21 protein-coding genes are annotated in these 22,603 nt (G+C 50.9%); 11 read left to right on the forward strand and 10 right to left on the reverse strand.

Going from position 1 to position 22,603, the window contains the following annotated elements:
• Positions 1-102: 102 nt before the first annotated feature.
• A complete protein-coding gene (locus IE094_RS07600; RefSeq protein ID WP_189639975.1) occupies positions 103-840 on the forward strand; it encodes a DUF2971 domain-containing protein in 738 nt (245 codons plus the stop codon).
• 120 nt (positions 841-960) lie between these two features.
• Here the strand turns inward: IE094_RS07600 and rimO are convergent, their stop codons facing one another.
• The 3 genes from rimO to IE094_RS07615 all read right to left on the reverse strand — a co-directional run bounded on the left by rimO (position 961) and on the right by IE094_RS07615 (position 4,916).
• Positions 961-2,340 carry a 30S ribosomal protein S12 methylthiotransferase RimO gene (gene rimO, locus IE094_RS07605; protein WP_189639976.1) on the reverse strand — a complete coding sequence of 460 codons (1,380 nt, stop codon included), beginning with the start codon at positions 2,338-2,340 and terminating at the stop codon, positions 961-963.
• A gap of 42 nt (positions 2,341-2,382) precedes the next feature.
• Complete coding sequence (locus IE094_RS07610; protein ID WP_189639977.1) at positions 2,383-3,174, reverse strand: crotonase/enoyl-CoA hydratase family protein; 792 nt, start codon at positions 3,172-3,174, stop codon at positions 2,383-2,385.
• Between the two features lie 71 nt (positions 3,175-3,245).
• Positions 3,246-4,916, reverse strand: coding sequence for a saccharopine dehydrogenase family protein (locus IE094_RS07615; RefSeq protein WP_189639978.1), 1,671 nt, complete (start codon positions 4,914-4,916; stop codon positions 3,246-3,248).
• 154 nt (positions 4,917-5,070) lie between these two features.
• Between IE094_RS07615 and IE094_RS07620 the strand changes: the two genes are divergently transcribed.
• The 4 genes from IE094_RS07620 to IE094_RS07635 all read left to right on the forward strand — a co-directional run bounded on the left by IE094_RS07620 (position 5,071) and on the right by IE094_RS07635 (position 8,938).
• Positions 5,071-5,613 carry a TetR/AcrR family transcriptional regulator gene (locus tag IE094_RS07620; protein ID WP_189639979.1) on the forward strand — a complete coding sequence of 181 codons (543 nt, stop codon included), beginning with the start codon at positions 5,071-5,073 and terminating at the stop codon, positions 5,611-5,613.
• 81 nt (positions 5,614-5,694) lie between these two features.
• Positions 5,695-7,704, forward strand: coding sequence for a hydantoinase/oxoprolinase N-terminal domain-containing protein (locus IE094_RS07625; protein WP_189639980.1), 2,010 nt, complete (start codon positions 5,695-5,697; stop codon positions 7,702-7,704).
• 9 nt (positions 7,705-7,713) lie between these two features.
• Positions 7,714-8,418, forward strand: coding sequence for an HAD family hydrolase (locus IE094_RS07630; RefSeq protein WP_189639981.1), 705 nt, complete (start codon positions 7,714-7,716; stop codon positions 8,416-8,418).
• Between the two features lie 118 nt (positions 8,419-8,536).
• Complete coding sequence (locus tag IE094_RS07635) at positions 8,537-8,938, forward strand: BrnA antitoxin family protein (RefSeq protein WP_229802149.1); 402 nt, start codon at positions 8,537-8,539, stop codon at positions 8,936-8,938.
• On the opposite strand, the gene IE094_RS07640 is transcribed toward IE094_RS07635, so the two are convergent.
• Entirely contained in the window at positions 8,935-9,132 is a 198-nt protein-coding gene (locus tag IE094_RS07640; RefSeq protein WP_229802151.1) for a hypothetical protein, read from the reverse strand. The genes IE094_RS07635 and IE094_RS07640 overlap by 4 nt on opposite strands.
• A gap of 232 nt (positions 9,133-9,364) precedes the next feature.
• Positions 9,365-11,020 carry an energy-dependent translational throttle protein EttA gene (ettA, locus tag IE094_RS07645; protein ID WP_189639983.1) on the reverse strand — a complete coding sequence of 552 codons (1,656 nt, stop codon included), beginning with the start codon at positions 11,018-11,020 and terminating at the stop codon, positions 9,365-9,367.
• Between the two features lie 152 nt (positions 11,021-11,172).
• Here ettA and IE094_RS07650 point away from each other — a divergent pair, with 152 nt between their 5' ends.
• Positions 11,173-11,961: a siderophore-interacting protein gene (locus IE094_RS07650; protein WP_189639984.1), complete on the forward strand. Its 789-nt coding sequence runs from the start codon at positions 11,173-11,175 to the stop codon at positions 11,959-11,961.
• 99 nt (positions 11,962-12,060) lie between these two features.
• Here IE094_RS07650 and IE094_RS07655 read toward each other — a convergent pair whose 3' ends face one another.
• Complete coding sequence (locus tag IE094_RS07655; protein ID WP_229802153.1) at positions 12,061-12,690, reverse strand: hypothetical protein; 630 nt, start codon at positions 12,688-12,690, stop codon at positions 12,061-12,063.
• Between the two features lie 185 nt (positions 12,691-12,875).
• Positions 12,876-14,813 carry a DEAD/DEAH box helicase gene (locus IE094_RS07660; protein ID WP_189639986.1) on the reverse strand — a complete coding sequence of 646 codons (1,938 nt, stop codon included), beginning with the start codon at positions 14,811-14,813 and terminating at the stop codon, positions 12,876-12,878.
• 320 nt (positions 14,814-15,133) lie between these two features.
• Between IE094_RS07660 and IE094_RS07665 the strand changes: the two genes are divergently transcribed.
• The 3 genes from IE094_RS07665 to dacB all read left to right on the forward strand — a co-directional run bounded on the left by IE094_RS07665 (position 15,134) and on the right by dacB (position 17,751).
• Complete coding sequence (locus IE094_RS07665) at positions 15,134-15,400, forward strand: VOC family protein (protein ID WP_189639987.1); 267 nt, start codon at positions 15,134-15,136, stop codon at positions 15,398-15,400.
• 227 nt (positions 15,401-15,627) lie between these two features.
• Positions 15,628-16,221, forward strand: coding sequence for a nicotinate-nucleotide adenylyltransferase (locus IE094_RS07670; RefSeq protein ID WP_308429208.1), 594 nt, complete (start codon positions 15,628-15,630; stop codon positions 16,219-16,221).
• A gap of 39 nt (positions 16,222-16,260) precedes the next feature.
• On the forward strand, positions 16,261-17,751 hold the full coding sequence (gene dacB, locus IE094_RS07675; RefSeq protein ID WP_189639989.1) for a D-alanyl-D-alanine carboxypeptidase/D-alanyl-D-alanine endopeptidase: 1,491 nt from the start codon (positions 16,261-16,263) through the stop codon (positions 17,749-17,751).
• 12 nt (positions 17,752-17,763) lie between these two features.
• Here dacB and IE094_RS07680 read toward each other — a convergent pair whose 3' ends face one another.
• A complete protein-coding gene (locus IE094_RS07680) occupies positions 17,764-18,189 on the reverse strand; it encodes a tellurite resistance TerB family protein (protein ID WP_189639990.1) in 426 nt (141 codons plus the stop codon).
• Positions 18,190-18,284: 95 nt separating this feature from the next.
• On the opposite strand from IE094_RS07680, the gene IE094_RS07685 reads away from it, so the two are divergent.
• A complete protein-coding gene (locus IE094_RS07685) occupies positions 18,285-19,931 on the forward strand; it encodes a lysine--tRNA ligase (protein WP_189639991.1) in 1,647 nt (548 codons plus the stop codon).
• Here the strand turns inward: IE094_RS07685 and chrA are convergent.
• Entirely contained in the window at positions 19,923-21,194 is a 1,272-nt protein-coding gene (chrA, locus tag IE094_RS07690; protein ID WP_189639992.1) for a chromate efflux transporter, read from the reverse strand. The two genes, IE094_RS07685 and chrA, sit on opposite strands and share 9 nt — an antisense overlap.
• Positions 21,195-21,199: 5 nt before the next feature.
• Positions 21,200-22,090 carry a chromate resistance protein ChrB domain-containing protein gene (locus IE094_RS07695; protein ID WP_308429209.1) on the reverse strand — a complete coding sequence of 297 codons (891 nt, stop codon included), beginning with the start codon at positions 22,088-22,090 and terminating at the stop codon, positions 21,200-21,202.
• A gap of 104 nt (positions 22,091-22,194) precedes the next feature.
• On the opposite strand from IE094_RS07695, the gene IE094_RS07700 reads away from it, so the two are divergent.
• Positions 22,195-22,596 (forward strand): DUF4864 domain-containing protein, encoded by a 402-nt coding sequence (locus IE094_RS07700; protein ID WP_189639994.1) that lies wholly within the window; start codon positions 22,195-22,197, stop codon positions 22,594-22,596.
• Positions 22,597-22,603: the final 7 nt, after the last annotated feature.

A 22,603-nucleotide genomic window follows, 5' to 3' on the forward strand; every position in this document is an offset into this window, starting at 1 on the left:
TTAATCTTAACGTTGTGACACAACCAATTTAAAGCCTGAGATTTCGAGATGCGCATACCTGCCCCTGATACTCTTTATTACTATTGTAGCAACGAGGTATTTATGTCGATTTGGACGGCGAATAAACTTCGTTTGTCTTCTATGTCTATGTCTAATGATAGCTTGGAAGGGCGATGGTTTTTTGAAAGATTTAGAGAGAAGCTAACATCAATTGAAAATGGGCTGCTATTGAAAGGCAAAACCGATGTATTTAGTCTTTTTGATAAAGTTTTTAGTAGGTCTGGACTTGATTTGCTTAGCATGTGTTTTTCAGAAGAAAGAGATTTACTAAGCCAGTGGCGAGGATACGCATCTGACGCCGAAGGGATTTGCATTGGGTTTTCTACCCAAAAACTTTCTGAGTTGGAATATTGTGACAATGGAAGCCCAATCGCTTTGTCGAAAGTGATTTATGATAAAGACCAGCAAGACACGATAATTAGTGAGATGTTGGACGAACACCTAGATATCTCGAATGTCGACGATATTATTATGCACAGAGGGCTAGTGGAAAGAATAGTGACTAATACGTTTATGTATAAAAATCCTGCATTTCACGAGGAGCGAGAATGGAGATTAAGCTCTGGAGCGACGAACGACGATTATGATCCGTCTAGTATGTTACTTCATGTAAAACACAATAAGTTCGTACCATATCGTGAGGTTTCGCTTCCAAAGGATAGGTCAACTATATCTGAGGTTATTCTTGGGCCTAAAAACAAAACGCCTGAAAAAATCCTCGAACAATTTGTTAGAGGCCATGATATATTAGTTAGCCGTTCAAATGCATCTCTGCGATGAGTGACCTTACCTACCGGGCCATATGGCCCGCGCCTGACCTTCCCCCTGGGAAGGCGCTTCGCACCGTCCCAAGGTCAGGCTCTGCGTTGCTATTAATGTCATTGGTTGGTCTTGGTGTTTCTAACCAAGGCGACCCCACAAATCATATTCACTCGCTTCATCAACCTCGACGCTGACAATATCCCCAACGCTCAACGCATCCGTGCGCTCATCAATAAACAGGTTGCCGTCAATCTCTGGCGCGTCTGCTTTGGTGCGACAGGTGGCGATGCCGTCCTCGTCTATATCGTCGATAATCACATCCATGGTGGTGCCAACTTTGGCGGCTAATTTCGCCTCTGATATTGCTTGGGATTTTTCCATGAAACGATTCCAGCGGTCTTGTTTCACATCATCCGCCACATGATCGGGCAGCGCGTTTGAACGTGCGCCATCGACGTTTTCATATTGAAAACAGCCGACGCGATCCAATTGTGCCTCGTCCAGCCAATCCAACAGATGCTGAAACTCCGCCTCGGTTTCACCGGGGTAGCCGACGATAAATGTCGAACGCAGGGTGATATCTGGGCAAGTGTCGCGCCACGCGGCGATTTCGGCCAATGTGTTGGATGATTTCGCTGGGCGCGCCATGCGTTTCAACACATCTGGGTGGCTGTGTTGAAACGGAATATCCATATAGGGCAGCACGTTATTGGACGTATCCGCCATGATCGGGATCAGATCGCGCACATGGGGGTATGGGTAAACATAATGGAGCCGCACCCAAGCACCAAGGGACCCCAGATCGCGGGTCAGATCGGTGATATGTGCGCGGTGATCGCGATCAACGGCATGTTTGATATCAACGCCGTAAGCGGATGTATCTTGGGAAATGACCAGCAATTCCTTAACCCCTGCATCCACCAGTTTTTCCGCCTCGCGTAGCACCGCATGCGCTGGGCGGGATTGCAGACGCCCGCGCATATCAGGAATGATGCAGAATTTGCACTTGTGATTACAACCCTCAGAGATTTTGAGATAACTGTAATGGCGCGGGGTCAATGACACACCGCTTGCAGGCAACAGATCGATATAGGGATCGGGCGCGGGTGGCACGGCGGCGTGGACGGCATCCAGCACCTGTTCATATTGATGGGGGCCAGTAACGGCGAGCACGGATGGGTGCGTACCGCGAATGTAGTCTTCTTCTGCACCCAAACAGCCCGTGACGATCACCTTGCCATTTTCCGATAATGCCTCGCCAATGGCATCAAGGCTTTCGGCCTTGGCGCTATCAAGGAAACCACAGGTGTTGACGATCACGGCCTCGGCTCCTGTGTAATCGGGGCTGATGGCGTAGCCTTCGGCGCGCAGGCGTGTCAGGATGCGTTCGCTATCTACCAATGCCTTGGGACAGCCCAGCGATACCATGCCGATTTTCGGCTGGCCGTGGCGGGTTGGTTCCACAATACGTGCGCGGGGCGCCAGATCAGGGCGCAGATTTGGTGGGTTCTGTGACATGGATGTTGCCTTAACGCGCACAATGGGCGCTGGCAAGTGGGCTTAGGTGAACTTGGGCGGGCGTTTGGCCATTTGCGCGGCGACCTTTTCCATCTGGTTTTTGCCACCGATGATTTCGGCCTGAATGTGTGCTTCTGTATTCAGGGCGGATTTGGTGGTGCCCCATGTTTCATTGACCAGCCGTTTGGACGCGGCCAATGCATCGGGGGATTGTTGTTTCAACCCATCAATCATCCCCATGGCAACGGCCAAAGGATCGGCGGCAACATGGGTGATAAGCCCCAGTTTTTTCGCCTCTTTCATATCCAAAACGCGCCCTGTCATGATCAGATCAAGCGCTTGATCGGCGCGCATCAAACGGGGCAGGGATTGGGAAATGCCCATATCGGGGATCAGACCCCATTTGGCCTCCATAATCGCGAATTTGGCATCCTCGGCGGCGATACGAAAATCCGCGCCAAGTGCAAGCTGTGCGCCCGCGCCAAAACACACACCTTCGATTACCGCAATCACGGGAACGGGCACTTCGGCCCAGATTGCGGAGGGGGCTTGGAATTCATTTGGCGCACCTTCGGGGACTTCGACCATGCGTTTTTTCACGCCTTCCAAATCACCCGCAAGCGACATCAAACTAGCCAGATCAATGCCCGAACAAAATGTGTTATCCGCACCTTGGATAATCACCGCACGCAATCCTGCGGTCTGCGCAAGCTCTGCACCCGTTGCGGCCAGTTCCTGCATCATTTCAAATGACATCGCGTTTTTCTTGTCGGGGCGGTTTAACGTGACCAATGCGATATTGTCATCAATGTCGAGTGTCAGCGTATTGAGCATGGTTCTGTCCCTTGGGTTGTTTGGTGGCAGGTTAGCGTGTTGCCAAACAAAACGCCAAATGAAACGTGGCGTTATTTATCAGGGGTGAGCGTACCGCGATAGGCTGCGATTAAACCCACGAATGGGGCGGCGATCCGCACGTTGAAATGAAATTTCCCATCAAGGGTGGATTCAAAACTGTCCCCACTTGGCAACAGGAATTTTGGCATGGGAATACCCAAGAAGGACCAGCGCCGTGGTTGCAAATATAAGCGATCATCGCGGATAACGAGCGCCATTGAAACGCGGATCACGCCAAAGCGTTCGGTTAACAAATGCGCATCGCGCCCCGTACCAATAGATTGGGTAGAGCAAAATTTTTGCCCATCGAAATCGCGTTCCCACAGCTCGCTGTTTTTTGATGGGGTAAAGGTGACGCTGACAGGAATTTCACCATCTGTTGTGGCAAATCCAAACATGCGCGCAATGATACGCGCCACGCGTGAATTTCCATGTTCGCCAGTAGCATTCCCCGACCAGCGACGCGGACGAGTAACATTGTGTAAATCCTGAACCTGTTTTGGCAGGGTATCAAACGCCGCGCCCAAAATTTGGCGATAAATCGGGGTATCACTGGTAATGCTTTCACGCCAACCCGTGATAATTGTGCGATTGTTAAACGCCATATCATAATCTGCGAGTGACAATGCATTTGTAGCAGGACGCGCACCGTTTTCGGGGCGTTCCCCGCGCAAAAACTTGCGCAATATCACCTCGATCGCCATGGATGGGATGAAGGGGCCATCGTCGCCCTCTGCCAATAAATGCCACGACATTTCATGGAGTTGGCCTTTGCGTGTTCCCTTGCCGTGGACAAACATTCCGCCACGATGTTCGCCAAACTTCATACGGTTCAAAACCCAATAAAATAGCGGCGAAAATCGTGTGAACGCTGGCAAGTTGAACTTTGCACGCGCCTTTGCCAACAGGTTCAAAATACGATGCAAGGACTCGGGCACGGGGCCTGCCCCCATCCAAATGTCGGTGATGTCGGGATGGGCGCGTGGAATGACCTGTAGATCGGGAACATCAACCAGTGAAAAGCGCAAATTGCGCAACGGCAATTCACCAGGGGGTGCCACGGTGAAATATTTGCTTTCGCCAAGCCCGATTGCACGGGTGACAACACCACCGCGAGTGAGTTTCACATCACCACCTGCATAGCCAACAACGGCGCGCATCACGTTTAACCCGATCCCCGCATAGGGCGATGGCGCAATGCCACCTGTAACCTGTTGCACCACCATCGTGTTTTCCATTTCGCGGATCACGGCGGCGGTTAATACAGGAAAGCTGCTCACGCCAGAGAGCATGAAAATATCAGCATCCTTGGCGGCGGCGTCAAATTGCGATGTGCCATAGACAAAGTCAGAGCCATCGGCAAAATCAAGATAGTTTACACCAGCGGCAATACATGCCGACAACACGTTATATGGATCATCGCCGTATTCTTGGAATGGGCCGGTGGCATCGATCAATACATCGGGGCGCAGATCAACTAAAATTGGTGCAATGGCATTACGATCAACGCCGATGGGTGTATATTGCGCCGTGCCAGATTGCGCCGCGCAAAATGTACGCGCTTTGGCCAAATTACGCCCTGCGATGTAAATTTGAAATGGTGTATCCGACAATAATTCGGCCAAACGGCCACCAAACACGCCGTAACCACCAAGAATCATGATTGTTTGGGCTTTTGACATCTGCGTCCCCGAATTGGATATGTCGTGATCAAATACTGACACTGGCGTGGGCACAACTGCGCGAAATGGCGCAGGTTTGGGCGAAACCCATCGTTTCGCAACGTCCAAGTCAATTGACGTTGACATACACAGTACATCGCGACAATGCTCTGATATGAGCAAATCAGATAAAACCAAATCCGCCATTTTGAATGTGGCACGCAAACAATTTTGGGCGCATGGCTATTCCAACGTGTCTTTGCGCGATATTACATCAGAGGTCGGTGTCGATGTCGCACTTGTGTCGCGCTATTTTGGATCGAAACTCGGCCTGTTTAACGCCACTTTGGCCGATGTTTATGACTGGCCAGAATTGTTTGAAAGCCGCAATCCAGACGTTGCAAAGGTGTTGATCGCTCGGCTTTGCGATGATGGCACTGGTCAAGCCGTGGTTCAGATGTTGATCGCAAATGTCACCGACCCAGAGGTTGGCGCGATGGTACAAGAGGATTTCACAAAACGTGTGGTCGCACCACTGGAAACCATCGTTGGGAGCGCGTGGGCAAAGGAACGCGTAGCCATGTTCTTGGCTGCAATGATTGGCATGTCGATGATGCGACAATCATTTGGTGTGGCAGGTGTCGCCGATGCCAGTAATGAAAATTACGCCAAACAGTTGCAACATCTGGCGCGAAACGCGCTGCGCTATATTGCTTAAACTGGTGTGAAAGCGTCTTTTTTCGACTGACATAAAAAATTCAACACGCTACATCTGGTGCAATCGAAAAGGATTGTGAACATGGCGTTGATGTTGGGTGTTGATACGGGTGGAACATATACCGATGCGGTGTTGATCCGCGACGAGGAAACGGTTGTCGCATCCGCGAAATCCCTAACCACGCGTCAAGATTTATCCGTGGGCATTTCACGCGCAATTGCATCCGTTTTGGAACAATCTGGCGCGGATAAATCCCAGATTGCAATGGCGTCCATGTCCACCACACTGGCCACAAACGCGCTGGTCGAGGGGCAGGGTGGGCGCGTTGGTTTGATCCTGATTGGGTTTTCGGAAAAGGACGTTGCGCGCCAAGGATTGGAAGCCGCGCTAAAGGGCGATCCGGTGGTTTTTGTTACGGGTGGTCACAACCATGCGGGTGGCGAAATTGCACCGTTGGATGTGGTGCATTTGCGCGCTGAGCTGGCGAAAATCGCGGGTGATTTATCGGGCATCGCAATCGCGAGCCAGTTTGCCACACGCAACCCCGTGCATGAAGTGGAAGCGCGTGAAATTGTGCGCGAAACCTGTGCGTTGCCCGTGTCTTGCTCGCACGATCTGAGCGCGAAATTGGGCGGACCGAAACGTGCGATGACAGCGGTGTTGAATGCGCGCCTGATTGGCATGATCGACCATCTGATCGCTGCGACCGAAGGGTTGTTGTGTGATCTGAATATCAACGCACCCTTGATGGTTGTGCGTGGTGATGGCGCATTGATCAGTGCGGATCAAGCCCGTGAAAAACCGATTGAAACCATCCTGTCTGGACCCGCCGCATCCATCGTGGGGGCGCGTTGGTTAACCGATGCAACCGATGCGTTGGTGTCTGATATTGGTGGCACGACCACGGATATCGCATTGCTGCGCGATGGGCGCCCGATGATTGATCCTGATGGTGCAAGTGTGGGTGGTTTGCGCACCATGGTGGAGGCGGTTGCAATGCGCACGACGGGTCTGGGCGGGGATTCAGAGGTGCATATCGACAAGGATGGCTTGAGCGGTGGATTACAGCTTGGCCCGCGCCGTGTGTTGCCGATTTCGTTGCTGGCAAAGGATTGGCCGGAACTGGTTCACGCCACCTTAGATCGGCAAATAAATGATTGGCGCGTGGGTGAATTTACCGCGCGGTTTGTTGTGCCCGTGCAAGGTTTTGATCGGTCTCCCGCAGGTTTGGATGCACGTGATTTGCGGCTGTTAGAACGCATCGGCGATACACCAAAACCGCTAGGTGATGTGTTGCAAACACGGGTGGAATTGGGGGCGCTTGATCGGTTGATTTCGCGCGGACTTGTGATCGTCAGTGCGATCACCGCATCGGATGCGAGCCATGTTTTGGGGCGGGTTGATATTTGGGATATTGGCGCGGCTGAAAAGGCACTGACGCTATTTGCGCGCCAACGCACGGGGGCGGGTGTTTGTGTGGCGCGTGATGCGCCTGAGTTAGCGCAAAAAATTGTTGATCAACTGACCCAACAAACCAGCGAGGCATTGTTAGAAGCCGCATTCGCAGAGGAACCAATTTTCGACGGTTCCCCGCGCGAATTGGCGCGCCATGCGTTAATGAAATCGGGGCTGAATAATCATCGTAATGTTGTTGCGATCAAGGCGGGTTTGAACCTGCCCGTCATCGGGCTGGGTGCATCAGCGCGGTCGTATTACGGCGCGGTTGGCGATCGGTTGAACACCACGACAATTTTACCCGAACACGGTGGTGTCGCCAATGCAATTGGCGCGGTGGTGGGCCAGATAACCATGCGCGAAACGGGCGAAGTGAATAGTGCCGGCGAAGGGCGTTTTCAGACATTTCTTGATAACGGCCCTCAGATGTTTGATGATCAGACCCAAGCATTGGCAAAGCTGGAACAAGAATTGAAAAATCGCGCCCACGCGGCGGCCATTGCGGCGGGCGCACAGGATGTGCGTATTCAAGTGTCACAAGACATTCAAACTGCTGATGTAGAAAACCGGCAAGTGTTTGTTTCAGCACAAATAACCGTCACAGCAAGCGGGCGACCACGCATTGCAATTGAATAGGAAAGACCAATGATTACACATGTTTGTTTCGATGCGGATGACACGCTTTGGGAAGAGGGAAAATTTTTCATCGCGGCGGAATTTGTATTGGCGGATGTGTTGGCAAAATATGCGCCAAACGAGGATATCGCCGATATTTTATTGGGGGTCGAACGCGCCAATGTTCCCACGCTTGGCTATGGTGTGAAAAGCTATACCTTGTCGTTGATCGAGGCGGCGTTAAAGATTTCAGATTACCAAATCAGCGCACGCGAAATCGGGCGGGTGATGGATGCGGGGCGCGCCATTTTGCGCCATCCGATGGAAATGCCAGAAGGGTTGGTTGATGTTTTAACCAGTTTGCGCAAATCCTATAAATTGGTGGTGATTACCAAGGGTGATTTGGTGGATCAAAACCATAAATTAGATCGATCAAACCTGCGCGATTATTTTGATGAAATCCATGTGGTGATCGAAAAAGACGCGCCAAAATATACCGAGATTTTTGATGGGTTTGATGTGGCGCCTGAACACTGTTTAATGATCGGGAATTCGATGAAATCCGATGTGGTTCCTGCGATTGATGCAGGGGGTTGGGGCGTGTATTTGCCCCATACGGTCACATGGCAATTAGAGAGCGCGGATGAACCCGTGGATGCACCAAAATACCGCCGCTTGAAACATATTTCAGAGCTGCCCGCATTGCTGGCCGAATTGAATAAAACGCCCGTGTGACAGACGTGGGACACATGGCGGACAAACGTGCGACATGTGGCGGGCGGGTTAAGGGCGGGTAAATGCGCCGCGCGAATGCTTGGCAAAATGTAAACACCCGTCTGGCAATCTGTTTGTCATGACAACAAATGCACAAAAACAAAAACGCGCCCTGACGCAATTCATGGACAGCGCGCTGGATTTACAAAGCAATTTTTTAATCTGGAACATGCGCGGGGCATTGCCCCCTGAATGGGACGAGATTGACATCAACGCACCCGTTCCACCCAAAAAAGAAAAGATCAGCATCCGCATGGACGCCGATGTAATTAAATATTTCCGCGCGCTTGGCCCCCATTACACAACACAAATCAACGCTGTGTTACGCTGTTTCGTGATGGGACGGCTGGCCAATACATTACACATCCGCGAAGAAGGTTTGAGCATTGACGAATTGATGAACGGCTATCGCCAGAAAACAATCGCGGAGCTGGAAATGGAAGCGCGGATGAAAGCACGGCGGGAGGGTGGTGAGAATTAATCGAAGTTGATTTTTGGTTTACCCAATGTCGGTTCTGACTTGGTATGCAACTTTGATTTATCAAAATTTGGCGAAGTCGAAGAGCGATTTAGTAATTCTCTGGTCGCTTCGGCAGTGTCGATATTTGCGCGGGTGTTTTGCGCTTGCATCACGGTGAAAATTCCAGCGATTGAAATGATTAGCGGTTCGAGCACAGAAAGAATATACAGTTGCTTTGCCAATTCGCTGCCAAAGATATGTGATTGTGGGCTTTGGGTTGCGAGAAGATAGCAAAATAAGATGATTCCAAATAACACAAGAAACCATCCGATGACTTCACAGATTGCGCTCACTGTTTTGTTGAGCTGATAGTTATAGCCTTGTTGCATTGTAACCTCTGACAAAAGCCAAACGCAGTGTTGCGTCTGGCTATGAAATGCAAGTGTATTACCGCGTAAACTTCTTATATTTCACACGCTTTGGTTCCAGCGCATCGGGGCCTAGGCGGCGTTTTTTGTCTTCTTCGTAATCTTCAAAGTTGCCTTCGAACCATTCGACATGGCTGTCGCCCTCAAACGCGAGCATGTGGGTACAGATCCGATCGAGGAAAAAGCGATCGTGGGAAATGACCACGGCGCAGCCTGCGAAATCTGTGAGCGCGTCTTCTAGTGCACGAAGTGTTTCGACATCCAGATCGTTTGTCGGTTCATCGAGCAGCAACACATTGCCGCCATCCTTGAGCAATTTTGCCATATGCACGCGGTTGCGTTCACCACCTGACAACAGGCCAAGCGGTTTTTGTTGATCGCCGCCTTTGAAATTGAATGATGAACAATAAGCGCGAGAGTTTACCTCTGCGTCGCCCAGTTTGATGATGTCGGAACCACCCGAAATTTCATCCCAGACGGTTTTCTTGTCATCCAGCGCATCGCGGGATTGATCGACATAGGATAATTTCACCGTGTCACCAAATTCCAATGTGCCACTGTCGGGCGTTTCTTGGCCTGTCAGCATCCGAAACAGCGTGGATTTACCCGCACCATTGGGGCCAATCACGCCAACGATCCCACCAGGGGGGAGCGAGAATGACAGATCATCAATCAACAGATTGTCGCCAAATGCCTTGGACAAGTTTTCAACCTCGATCACCTTGGAACCCAGACGTGGGCCGTTGGGGATAATGATTTGTGCACGCCCGACCTTGTCCCGTTCGGATTGTTCGGCCAGCTCGTTATAGGCGTTGATCCGTGCCTTTTGTTTGGCTTGGCGGGCTTTTTGACCCTGACGCATCCATTCCAATTCGCGTTCCAGCGTTTTTTGTTTGGATTTGTCTTCGCGTGCCTCTTGTGACATGCGCTTGGCCTTTTGTTCCAGCCATGCGGAATAGTTGCCCTCGTATGGGATGCCGCGCCCGCGATCCAATTCCAAAATCCACGATGTGATATCATCAAGGAAATAACGATCGTGGGTGACGATCAAAATTGTGCCTTTGTAATCGATCAAATGGTTTTGCAGCCATGCGATAGTTTCCGCATCCAGATGGTTTGTCGGTTCGTCCAAGAGCAACATATCTGGTTTTTCCAAGAGCAATTTGCACAAGGCCACACGGCGTTTTTCACCACCAGAAAGTTTGGACACATCCGCATCATCAGCGGGGCAGCGCAATGCTTCCATCGCGATGTCGATGCTCGCATCAAGGTTCCACAGATCAGCCGCGTCGATTTCATCCTGAAGTTTCGCCATTTCATCGGCGGTTTCTTCGGAATAGTTCATCGCAAGTTCGTTGTATTTATCCAATACCGCCTTTTGATCGGCAACGGCGAGCATCACGTTTTCGCGCACATTCAGCGTTTCATCCAAATGGGGTTCTTGGGGTAGGTAGCCAACGCGCGCGCCCTCTGCCGCCCATGCTTCACCTGTGAAATCCTTATCAATCCCCGCCATGATGCGCATCAAAGTGGATTTACCCGTGCCGTTCACCCCAACCACGCCGATTTTTACACCGGGCAGGAATGACAGGCGCACATTTTCAAAGCATTTTTTGCCACCGGGATAGGTTTTGGACACGCCGTCCATGTGATACACATATTGATAAGATGCCATGTTGGATGCTCCGAGATTAAAAGTTTCATTGCGGTTTAGCGGGTTGGCAGACCTGTTTCAATGGGACGTCGTGATTTTCACGCTTTGATCTGGACATTTATAACCAACTAAAATACTAGGAATTGAATTTTACGATAGAAAGTGCGCAAATCATGATAAAACCCCAACGCCCAAGCCCGCGCGTGTTGACCGTAAAAACGGTACAACATCTGACCCCGAATATGATCCGTGTAACGTTTCAAGGGCCAGAGCTGGCGGGGATTACGCCAGATTGTGCTGGTGCGAATTGCAAGATTTTCATGCCCGCCGCGGGGCAGAGCCGTGACGATTTCACACATGAATTGGAAAATGGTCGCCCGACCGTGCGCACATATACGGTGCGTGCCTATCGCGGTGAAGTTTTGGAAATGGATATTGATTTTGTCGATCACGGCGATGAAGGGCCTGCAAGCGCGTGGGCGTGCAATGCCAAGGCAGGGGATTTTCTGGGATTTCGCGGGCCAAGTGCGCTTAAACTTAATGAATTTTATGCAGATTGGTATTTGGTCGCGGCGGATATGTCGGCATTACCAGTGGCGGGGGCGGTTTTGGAAACCATGCCGCGCGATGCCAAAGGTGTGGCGATTTTTGAAATCACATCGCCCGAGGATAAACAGGATATTGATGCGCCAAAGGGAATTGATATTCATTGGCTGGTGCATGAAAACCCGCATCACGCATCCACCGCCCAAGAAGATTTCATTCGCGCGATGGATTGGCCAACGGGCACATGCCAAACCTGTATCGCTGGCGAAAGTGGCGTGATCAAATCGCTGCGCGGATTTTTGACAAACGAGGTCAATTTACCACGCGAAGATGTATACATCAGTGGATATTGGAAAATCGGCCTGATCGAAGATGAGCATCAAAAAATGAAACGTGCAGAGGCCGCAGCGGCGTGATCTGTAACGAAATTATTCGATAGTTTTATTATAAAAAGTGACGCTCTGATTTGAAGTTTTTTAACACATTTCAAATCGGGGCGCGATGCGCTGCGCGGGTTAAGGCGCGGCGGTGTTGGCAATGTTTCGTGCATCGCGGGTCGCCAATTTGTAGGCAAGGATTGCCACACACTGTCCCGCGACGGTCAACAGGATGAACCAGCCAACGAACAAAGGAATTAACACGTCCCAAGGTGCGGTTTTTAACACGACGCTTGCGCCCAAAAATACCCCGGACGACCAGCAAAACATTGATAAAATCGCCGCCTGTGATGCCGCCACATAACGCATGAGCGGCAGATCAGACAGAGCACGATGTACATTGTTGCGCATCAAAGGCATGATAAACGCTGCGATGATTTTCGTGTTCAATGTCATCAATGTCATCAAGCCAAGTTTCAGCCACAGTTTGGGCGAAAACGCGGAAATCTGAAATCCGGTACGCACGTAAACCAACGCAATGCCCGTGATCCATAACCCCAAAAACGCGACCGCGATCCAATTGTGAATATGTTCCAATTGTGCAATGTCTTCGGTTGTTGATGGGCGGCTGATCGCGCCCAGCGCGCGAAAATCGAAGTAAAGTGCGGTGCCCATACCCGCAGCAAAACAAAATAAATGCGCGATACGCAACAGATCAATTGCCGCTTGTGGAATATCCAAAATACTCGTCCTTACAATGCGCGCCATCGCTCTTGTCACGCTTTTGCTACGGAGTATTCTTCCGATAAAACCGATGCAATACTGGTAAGGATATTAACGCATAGGTGGTGTAAATTTTACACAGATTTTATGCGTATTGGGTAGCATTTGTGCAGTATGTTAAGATCAATGATTACCAAGCAACACCAACACACGAAACGCGCAGATGTCGTTCACCCATTTCGGTTTTTTTGTTTTTTTGCATCCTTGGCCGCGGCTTTGCGTGCGCGGTTTTTCTTGCTTGATGGTTTACCTGCTGGGGGCTTGGGGCCGCTTGGGGCATCCTTATCTCGTGGGGTGCGTGAAGTTTTGCCACCGCCTTTGGGTTTTCTGACCTTTGGTTTTGGATCATCATTCCAATCAATTGGGCCACACGCGGTGTTCGCATTTCGTTTGTCTGACTTTGGCTTATCCGTCGGGGCGGCTTTGCGATCAACATGGCGATCATCACGACCACCTGTTTTACGGTCACGATTGTCATTGCCGCGTGGTTTACGATCGTTATGGCGCGGCTTGCCACGGCCACTTGATTTATCCAGTTTTGGCGCACTCGCCAATTGGGTTAACGGCGCGCCGTCCTCGAGCACCATATCTGGTCCAACAGCGGCCAAGAAACCAGCCACCGCGGATTTGCGGATTTCGATGAATGACATATCCGATTGCAAACGGATCGCACCGATATCGTCGCTTGAAATATTCCCCAGCTTGCACACCATTGGCAACAAGCGGCGCGGTTCTGCACCTGCGTTTCGCCCACCCGCCAATGAAAACCAAACGCTTGGGCCAAAGGCCTTGCGCGGTGTGTTTTTATCATCATTTGGGGTCGATAACTCTTCGGGTGCGGTGTGTTTTTCACGATAAAGGCGCAGATAGGCCGCCGCGATTTGCGTTGCGCTAAATTGTTCCGTGATTTTTTCAACCGTGCCCGCATCAGATGGGGCGATATCTGCCAACCAATCGGGGTTTTCCAACATGCGTTCTTCGTCCTTGGCGGACACCATTTTTGCGGTTGGTGCATCTGTCCAATTTGCGGTGAGCTTGGCCGAGCTTAACAATCGCTCGCACTTGCGCCGTGCAGATGGCGGGACGATCATGACACTGACACCTTTGCGCCCCGCGCGGCCTGTACGGCCAGAACGATGGAGCAATGTTTCTTGGTTAATCGGAATTTCAGCGTGGACCACCAAATCAAGGTTTGGCAGGTCAATACCGCGTGCCGCCACATCGGTTGCAACACAAACCCGCGCACGCCCATCGCGCATTGCCTGAAGCGCATGTGTGCGTTCGGATTGTGACAATTCACCCGACAAAGCAACCACAGAAAACCCACGGTTGGATAGGCGCGTGGTTAATCGATTAACCATGGCGCGGGTATTGCAAAACACCAATGCATTTGGTGCCTCGTAATAGCGCAGAACATTGATAATCGCATTTTCACCGTCGCGCGGGGCAACGCGACAAGCGTGGTAATCAATATCGGCATGTTGTGTTTCGCCACTGGTGGCGGCGATGCGCAACGCATCCTTTTGATAACTTTTGGCGAGCTTGGCGATGGCATTTGGCACGGTGGCCGAAAACAATAATGTTTGGCGATCGGCGGGTGCGTTTTCGAGGATGAATTCCAGATCTTCGCGAAAGCCAAGATCAAGCATTTCATCCGCTTCGTCCAAGACAACAGCGCGCAAGGAACCTAGGTTAATCGAACCGCGCATAATGTGATCGCGCAAACGCCCAGGCGTGGCGACAACAATATGCGCACCACGCGCCAATGCACGACGTTCATCGCGCATATCCATACCACCAACAGTAGATCGAACAGTCGCGCCAGCCTTGGCAAATAACCAATCCAATTCGCGCTTCACTTGTAACGCCAATTCGCGTGTCGGTGCGATGATCAACGCCAATGGTGATCCCGCTTGTTCAAACACATCAGCGTCGCCCAACAGCGTTGGCGCAATCGCCAGACCAAACCCCAGTGTTTTACCCGACCCAGTTTGAGCCGAGACCAACATATCGCGCCCCGATGTGTCTGGTTCGGTCACGGCTTGTTGCACGGCGGTCAGCGTTGTGTATCCGCGAGCATCCAGTGCCGCTGCGATTGTTTGTTTCACTGTGTTTGATCCTAGGTTTGGGATTCTGGAAGGGAAAGAGAGCGTTTAGGGGGGCGATGCGGGAATGTACAGGTATTTATCCAAAGCCGTTGGGGAAGGTGGCAAGGGCAGTTATCAAACGCCATCGCAACGAAAAGCGGTTTGATGGGGATAGGTTCTTGAATCTGTTAGGTTCGCGATGTGAACATTGCAGACGTTGAACGTTTCTGACATCTTGTTCAAACCGCAGCAAGGAGTACCTCGTGAACGGAAAAAACCTCTCTGATACGATGCTATAACCGGTTACGCCCTGCTTTACAGTTCGAGGGGCCGATTGTTTGATGAAATTCTTGGTGCGCGCGTTCGAAGCAACGATCGTCAGGGACAACAGGTACGACGATGGCAGCGTTCAGCATGCCCGCCTTTTGATCGGCAATTTTTTGATTATGCTGAATGAATGTACTGATGACCATGCTGCCAATATATCCCAGATGCATATCTACGTTGAAAATGCTGATAGAACTTACCAATCTGCACTTCGTCTGGGTGTGACATCATTGATGGAGCCAAATGATCGACCACATGGCGACCGAATGGCGGGAATATAAGACCCATGTGGCAATGTTTGGTGGCTGGCGTCCCATCAAGTTTAACGGATACGTTCGTCGGATTGCCCAATGATGCGTGGGCTTCAATCCCGACGAAGTCAAATTAGTTACTTATTGAACCTAGGCGCGATGTGACCAACACGCCCCTCTTTTCGCCTTGGATGATCCCCAAAACTTCTTTACACCTGTTTTAAGTTTGAATTGCACAGGAAAAACACATGCGCGGGATGCCGATTGCCACTGCTGGTCTGCGTGTGGGATTGTTGGGTGGTTCGTTTGATCCACCCCATGCGGGGCATTTGCATATTTCCAAATGGGCGCTCAAGGAATTTGGGCTGGATCAGGTTTGGTGGCTGGTCAGCCCCGGCAATCCTTTAAAATCAGAGGGTCCGGCCGATATTGATCGCCGCGTTCTGGCCTGTGAACAGTTGGTGGATAACCATCCGCGTATTGTGATCACCGATTTAGAACGGCGATTTAACACGCGATACACAGCACAGACTTTGCAAAAAATTCAGCAACGATATCTGGGGGTGCGGTTTGTGTGGTTGATGGGGGCGGATAATCTGGCGACGTTTCATCGCTGGGATCGTTGGGATGAAATCATGCATATGATGCCGATTGGCGTCTTGGCGCGCCCCGGTGATCAACTGGCGGCGGGATGTTCGCCAGCGGCACGCCGCTATCGTGATTATCGCCTGAAAGCGCGGCGTTCAAATGCGCTGCCTTATCGCGCGGCCCCTTGTTGGACACTGCTCACAGGGCCAATGGTGAACATGTCCAGCACAGAAATCCGCGCACGCGGAGAATGGCAACGATAAGTGACTTGCCCTTAATTGATCTTGTTCTAAGATATACGCATGCGTAGTGATTTGAACCATTCCCGTCTTTCTCGCCGGTTATTTTTAGCCAGCCTTGCTGCTTGTACTTCAAGCGTTGCGATTGCCCAAACACAGGTTGCACCAACAGGTGCGAAACGTGTTGTTGTGCCAATTCCAAGCCTGTCACAGATCATGGCGAAATATGCGGTATCTGGCGATCAATCCATCGTCGTGATGGATGTGGCCACAGGGCGTGTGTTGGAACAAGTGAACGCAGGCAAATCATTACCGCCCGCCAGTGTAACCAAGGTGGCGACCACATTATATGGTTTGCGCAATTTGGGCAGCGATTTTCATTATGTGACGCGCCTTGTTGGATCGGGCAAGGTGGCGAACGGTGTGCTGCAAGGTGATTTAACCCTGATGGGCGGTGGTGATCCATTGTTGGATACCGATGCGCTGGGCGCAATGGCACAGCGGCTTGCCACGAAGGGTATTCGCGGTGTTGCAGGCAAATTTCAGGTGCATTCCGATGCGCTCCCGTATCAACGTGTGATTGATAAGGAACAGTTGGATCACGTGGGATATAATGCGTCCGTGTCTGGGTTGAATTTGAATTTCAACCGTGTGTTTTTTGAATGGAAACGCAATGGTTCGGGGCATGAAATCAGCCTGACCGCAAAAGGGCGCAAATATGCGCCACGTGTGTCGGGCATAAAATTGAACACCGCGGCGCGTAAATTCCCTGTGTATGCATATCGTTCGGTGAATGGTGCTGATCATTGGACGGTGGCGTCTGGTGCATTGGGCGGCGGCGGGAGCCGTTGGTTGCCCGTACGCGCACCCGCAAATTACGCGGCCGAAACATTTCGCGCAATTGCACAGGAACTGGGCGTGACATTGCCCAATCCCACAACCACACGCACCAATCCGCGTGGCGTAGTTTTGGCGCAATATAACAGTGATAGCTTGGCCGCGATCACCCGTGATATGCTGAAGTTTTCCAATAATCTCACGGCCGAGGTAGTTGGCCTGACAGCCAGCAAACGGCGCAAGGTTTCTGGTAAATCTTTGGCCGCGTCTGGCAAAGAGATGGGGAATTGGTTGGCAAAAACCTACAAGGTGAAGGGTGCGAAATTTGTCGATCATTCGGGGCTGGGCGATGGATCACGGATCAGCGGGCGCGACATGGTATTGTTGCTGCGCCGCGATGGCTGGAACGGGCCGCTGCGCGGATTGCTTAAAGACATCGGGCTGCGCGATGCGAATTGGAAAGCAGCACCGATTGCGGGCGTATCCGTGGTGGCAAAAACGGGAACGTTGAATTTCACATCCGCATTGGCGGGATATGTGGAATGCCCCAACGGGCGCCAATTGGCATTCGCGATTTTCACCGCAGATCAACGTAAACGCGCCGCCATTGCCAAGGATCAAACCGATCGCGCACCGGGGGCAAAATCTTGGGCGCGGGGCAGCCGCATTTTACAACATCAACTGATCGCACGTTGGGCCAAGGTTTACGGGGCGTAATCGCCCCGCGCGTTATAGGGTCATATGGCGTGCACGTGCACCCCATTCAATCGCAGCGGTGCGCAGACGATCAATTTCCAGTTCGTAACGGGTTTCTTGTAAAAACCGTAACTCTTCTTCGCGCAAGCGCCCATCGGCGGCGGCCACATCACAGCATAGCGCATACGCAGTTTCATAAAGCTTTTCTGGCAAAGCGTCTTTGACCAAACCAAATAGCGCATCAAGCCCATCATCGATTTCCATCAGATCGAAAACCGAATTGGATACGGATCGCAAATGATCGGTGTTGTAACCGGCAAACACTGGTAGGTGATTGACGATGCGTTCAATTGACAAAAGCTCGATCGTTTTGATCGCTTGGTCGGCAACGGATGCGGCAACCATCATCGCGACAAGCGCGTCTTGGGCGGACCAGGGTGTTGTATCTGAATCAGACATGATATTTCCTTTGTTTCGTAACGCAGATTATTGACCACAGGCGCGCGGGGCAATAGGAGAGGTGAACAAAACCAACCTCAATCTGGAATAAAACCATGTCTGATATGCGCAATGCGGGAATGAAAAGCAAAGCTTGGCCGTTCGAAGAGGCGCGCAAGCTGTTGAAACGTTTTCAAAAGGGCGCGCCTGAAAAGGGTTTCGTTTTGTTTGAAACGGGTTATGGCCCATCGGGTTTGCCCCATATCGGTACATTTGGCGAGGTTGCCCGCACAACCATGATCCGCAATGCGTTTGAGGTTATTTCAGACATTCCCACAAAATTGATCTGTTTTTCCGATGATCTGGATGGGATGCGCAAAGTTCCCGAAAATGTGCCGAACCCAGATAACCTGACGCCGCATTTGCAAAAACCGCTGTCCGATGTGCCGGACCCGTTTGAAAAATTCGACAGTTTCGGTGCGCATAACAATGCGATGTTGCTGCGGTTTTTGGACACGTTTGGTTTTGAATATGAATTTTACAGCGCTGCGGATTTTTACCGTTCAGGGCAGTTTGACAGAATCTTGCTGCGTGCAGTGGAAAAATACGACGAGATCATGAAGGTGATGCTCGCATCCCTGCGCGAAGAACGTCAAAAAACATATTCACCGTTTTTGCCAATAAGCCCGACATCTGGGCGCGTGTTATACGTGCCGATGAAGGCAGTGAATGCCAAGGATGGCACGATCACGTTTGATGATGAGGATGGCACAGAACACACCGTGAGTGTCACTGGTGGTCAGGTGAAATTACAATGGAAGCCAGACTTTGGTGCGCGATGGGCGGCACTGGAGGTGGATTTTGAAATGTATGGCAAGGATCACTCCACCAATACACCGATCTATGACAAAATCTGTCGTATCTTGGGCGTGCCAGCGCCTGAACATTATGTTTACGAGCTTTTCTTGGATGAAAACGGTGAAAAGATTTCAAAATCCAAGGGTAACGGGATTTCGATTGATGAATGGCTGACCTATGCGAGTGCGGAAAGCCTGTCGTATTTCATGTATCAGAAACCACGCACAGCAAAACGGATGCATTTTGATGTGATCCCAAAGGCGGTTGATGAATATCATCAACAACTGCGTGCTTATGAGGACCAAGATATCACACAGCGTTTGAATAACCCTGTGTTTCATATTCACGGTGAAAATGTACCAAAATCCGATATGGTTGTGCCATTCGCGATGTTGTTGAATTTGGCATCTGTTTCCAGTGCAGAAACCAAGGATGCGATGTGGGGCTTTATTAACAAATACGCGCCAGAGGCATCGCCAGAAACACACCCTGGGTTGGATGCAGCGGCTGGATTTGCCGTGCGTTATTATCATGACTTTGTAAAACCCAACAAAACATTCCGCGCACCAAGCGATCAAGAACGTGCAGCGTTCGCCGATTTGGCCGCAGCGCTTGGCGATGCCGAAGTTGCAAAATCTATGATCGATAAGAAAAATAAAATTAAGGGGAACGGGCAAGCCCCCGTTGAAACACTTGATTTCACCAATGCAGATGATTTGCAATCCATCGTATTTGCGGTGGGGACAATCCACGGGTTTGAACCGCTGCGCAATTGGTTCACTGCGATTTACGAGGTATTGCTTGGCGCATCACAAGGGCCGCGTTTTGGCGGGTTTATCGCACTTTACGGTGTGGATGAAACCATCGCTTTGATCAAGGATGGTTTGGACGGGAAACTATCCTAAGCCAACGGCGCTGGCGATCGCCGCCAGTGCACCGCTTAACCCCAATACAGTGACAACATTCCAGTGGCGTTTTAACAGCAATACGCCACAAAGAATTGCCAGTGACACAACCAGCCAATTGATGCTGGCAATGCTGGGGATCAGCAATGTGATGGGACCAAGGGTGTTGGTGTTTACAACATCGAAAAATACGTGCAGTGCAAACCAAATTGACAGGTTCAAGATCACGCCAACAACAGCGGCGGTGATGGCGGATAACGCGCCGTGCAAACGTGGCTGTGCACCAATCCAATCGATATAGGGGGCAACTGCGAAGATCCACAAAAAGCAGGGGGCGAACGTAACCCAGAGCGTTACAATCGCGGCCATGATTGCCATGCCAATACCGCCATCGCGAAAGCCGGCGATAAACCCGACAAATTCGGTGACCAATATGAGCGGCCCCGGTGTGGTTTCCGCCAAGCCCAACCCATCCATCATTTCACCAGTTTGTAACCAACCTTTTATCGCAACAACGTCTTGCGCCATATAGGCGAGCACCGCATAGGCGCCGCCAAACGTGACCACCGCCAGTTTGGAAAAGAAATAGGCGATTTCGGTGAGGATGGATTGTTCAGTCACCAGTTCAAGCGCCAAGACAGGCAGCCACCAAATTGCCAGCCATATCACCACCGTGCGCAACATTTTTGAAAGCGGTTGGCGGGGTTGAACAGGTTCAGAAATATCACTGTTTTTGAGGAATGCCCAACCTGTGAGTGCTGCGAGTAGGACGATCAACGGATAGGGGATTTGAAGGAAGAAAATGCCGATGAATGCCGCCAATGCAATCGCCCAATGGAGCGGTTGATGCAATGCCTTTTTGGCGACGCGCAACAAGGCCTCAATCACGATAATCACGACCGTTGCTTTGACCCCAAGGAAGAGGTCGCTGACCAAAGGAACGGAACCAAAATAGGCATAGATCGTGGCAAGGATTGCGATCACAAATGCACCGGGAAGGACGAACATTAACCCTGCAATCAATCCACCAATTGTGCCGTGCAATCGCCACCCCGCATAGGTGGCCAATTGCATTGCCTCTGGCCCAGGTAACAACATGCTAAAATTCAACGCATTCAGGAATTGTCGCTCGGTTAGCCATTGATTTTGTTCGACAATTTCACGGTGCATCAAGGCGATTTGTGCCGCTGGTCCACCGAATGACAACAGGCCGATTTTTGTCCAAACACGGCTGGCCGTGCGCAAGGTTGGGGTGGATGACATTTGACTTAAACCTTGTTCTTTGCGTTTGGCCAATCATGCTTTTCACCCGTGGCATCACGCGCCCAGCGATAAAAGCTGTCGTATAATGTCATGCCCGCATCAAGTTGTTGGTGATCGTTGGAATACATGCGCGACAATCCAAGGGATGCCGCAACAAGACCTGAACATTCAGGGGCAAGATCATGGCGATTTGTATCTGCGCCACGAATGATGGTGGCAAGGCGATTAAGGGCAGGGGAATGGAGGTTAAAGTCATCGCAAAACGCATCAAAGCTACACCGATCATCGCGATGGGAAAAGGGCACGTTTTCAATATCAAACGGGGTGGCGTTAAAACGTTCTGCGACGCCTGTAACTTCGGATGGGGACACGAATAAAAATTGCGCGTTTGGATCGATGAAACGGCGGATCAACCACGGGCAAGCGATGCGATCAATCTTGGGGCGGTGGCGCGTGACCCAGATGCTATGCCCCTGTGGGCCGCGCGGGATTGCGGCATTTTCGATCCGCAGCTCACCCGCATCACGCCATGCGTAATTCCCACCCTCAAGGTTTTCTGCCGCTATGCCATGTCCGCGCAATATTGCCGCCACGCCTTGGGACAATTTTTTGCCTTTTTGACAGATGACCACCGCGGTTTTACGATGTAGTGCGGGAACCAGCGCGGCGATGTCGTCAAATGGGTGACGGATTGCAGTGGGGATCAGATAGGGATCGGCGTTGAAATCTTCGTCGATGGAAACATCGATCAAGATCGGGCAATTGGGTGTGCCGATCAGTCGTGACAGTTTTGATATGCTAATTTCATTTGGCGATGGCATAGGCGCATCCTTCCTCTTGGATTGGTTGGACACGAAACTTGGGCCAAAGCCTCTTGGGGTGTTCGTAAACCCCATGGGGTAATTATGGCAAAGTAAAATGCACCACGTCAAGCAATGTTGAAACTATTTCGCACGCAATTGCGTGTCTTCGTCAGAAGACCAACAGAGAGGGAAGGAAAATGAAAAATTTAATCATTAGCATTGTCATGATGTTTTGCGCCGCATTTCCATTGCACGCCCAAAACAAGGATATCGAAGGCGTGATCAGCAATCAGTTCAAAGCGTTTCAGATGGATGATTTTGAAGGCGCATATGAATTCGCATCGCCCAATATTCAACGCATGTATGGTGATGTGGAACGGTTCACACAGATGGTCACAAACGGTTATCCAATGGTACATCGCCCCAGCCGTATCGAGTTCAAAGAACAACAAGAAAAGGGTGGCGTTACGTATCAATACGTATACATCATTGATCAACAAGGGCGCGGTTTTATTGCCGAATACGCAATGATTGAGATGGAAAACGGTTGGAAAATCAACGGCGTAGATATTCAGCGCAGCAAAGATATTGGCGCCTAATCCCAAG

Origin of the sequence: Paramylibacter ulvae, assembly GCF_014652655.1 — a bacterium.
Taxonomy (GTDB): Bacteria; Pseudomonadota; Alphaproteobacteria; order Rhodobacterales; family Rhodobacteraceae; genus Amylibacter; species Amylibacter ulvae.

Coding starts and splice junctions, on each gene's coding strand:
- IE094_RS07695 (WP_308429209.1), bottom strand. CDS start 22,090: ATGGGGTTTACGAACACCCCAAGAGGCTTTGGCCCAAGTTTCGTGTCC.
- IE094_RS07625 (WP_189639980.1), top strand. CDS start 5,695: ATGGCGTTGATGTTGGGTGTTGATACGGGTGGAACATATACCGATGCG.
- IE094_RS07600 (WP_189639975.1), top strand. CDS start 103: ATGTCGATTTGGACGGCGAATAAACTTCGTTTGTCTTCTATGTCTATG.
- IE094_RS07700 (WP_189639994.1), top strand. CDS start 22,195: ATGAAAAATTTAATCATTAGCATTGTCATGATGTTTTGCGCCGCATTT.
- IE094_RS07680 (WP_189639990.1), bottom strand. CDS start 18,189: ATGTCTGATTCAGATACAACACCCTGGTCCGCCCAAGACGCGCTTGTC.
- IE094_RS07620 (WP_189639979.1), top strand. CDS start 5,071: ATGAGCAAATCAGATAAAACCAAATCCGCCATTTTGAATGTGGCACGC.
- IE094_RS07685 (WP_189639991.1), top strand. CDS start 18,285: ATGTCTGATATGCGCAATGCGGGAATGAAAAGCAAAGCTTGGCCGTTC.
- IE094_RS07630 (WP_189639981.1), top strand. CDS start 7,714: ATGATTACACATGTTTGTTTCGATGCGGATGACACGCTTTGGGAAGAG.
- ettA (WP_189639983.1), bottom strand. CDS start 11,020: ATGGCATCTTATCAATATGTGTATCACATGGACGGCGTGTCCAAAACC.
- IE094_RS07665 (WP_189639987.1), top strand. CDS start 15,134: ATGAAATTCTTGGTGCGCGCGTTCGAAGCAACGATCGTCAGGGACAAC.
- chrA (WP_189639992.1), bottom strand. CDS start 21,194: ATGTCATCCACCCCAACCTTGCGCACGGCCAGCCGTGTTTGGACAAAA.
- IE094_RS07635 (WP_229802149.1), top strand. CDS start 8,537: ATGACAACAAATGCACAAAAACAAAAACGCGCCCTGACGCAATTCATG.
- IE094_RS07650 (WP_189639984.1), top strand. CDS start 11,173: ATGATAAAACCCCAACGCCCAAGCCCGCGCGTGTTGACCGTAAAAACG.
- IE094_RS07670 (WP_308429208.1), top strand. CDS start 15,628: ATGCCGATTGCCACTGCTGGTCTGCGTGTGGGATTGTTGGGTGGTTCG.
- IE094_RS07655 (WP_229802153.1), bottom strand. CDS start 12,690: ATGGCGCGCATTGTAAGGACGAGTATTTTGGATATTCCACAAGCGGCA.
- IE094_RS07610 (WP_189639977.1), bottom strand. CDS start 3,174: ATGCTCAATACGCTGACACTCGACATTGATGACAATATCGCATTGGTC.
- rimO (WP_189639976.1), bottom strand. CDS start 2,340: ATGTCACAGAACCCACCAAATCTGCGCCCTGATCTGGCGCCCCGCGCA.
- IE094_RS07615 (WP_189639978.1), bottom strand. CDS start 4,916: ATGTCAAAAGCCCAAACAATCATGATTCTTGGTGGTTACGGCGTGTTT.
- dacB (WP_189639989.1), top strand. CDS start 16,261: ATGCGTAGTGATTTGAACCATTCCCGTCTTTCTCGCCGGTTATTTTTA.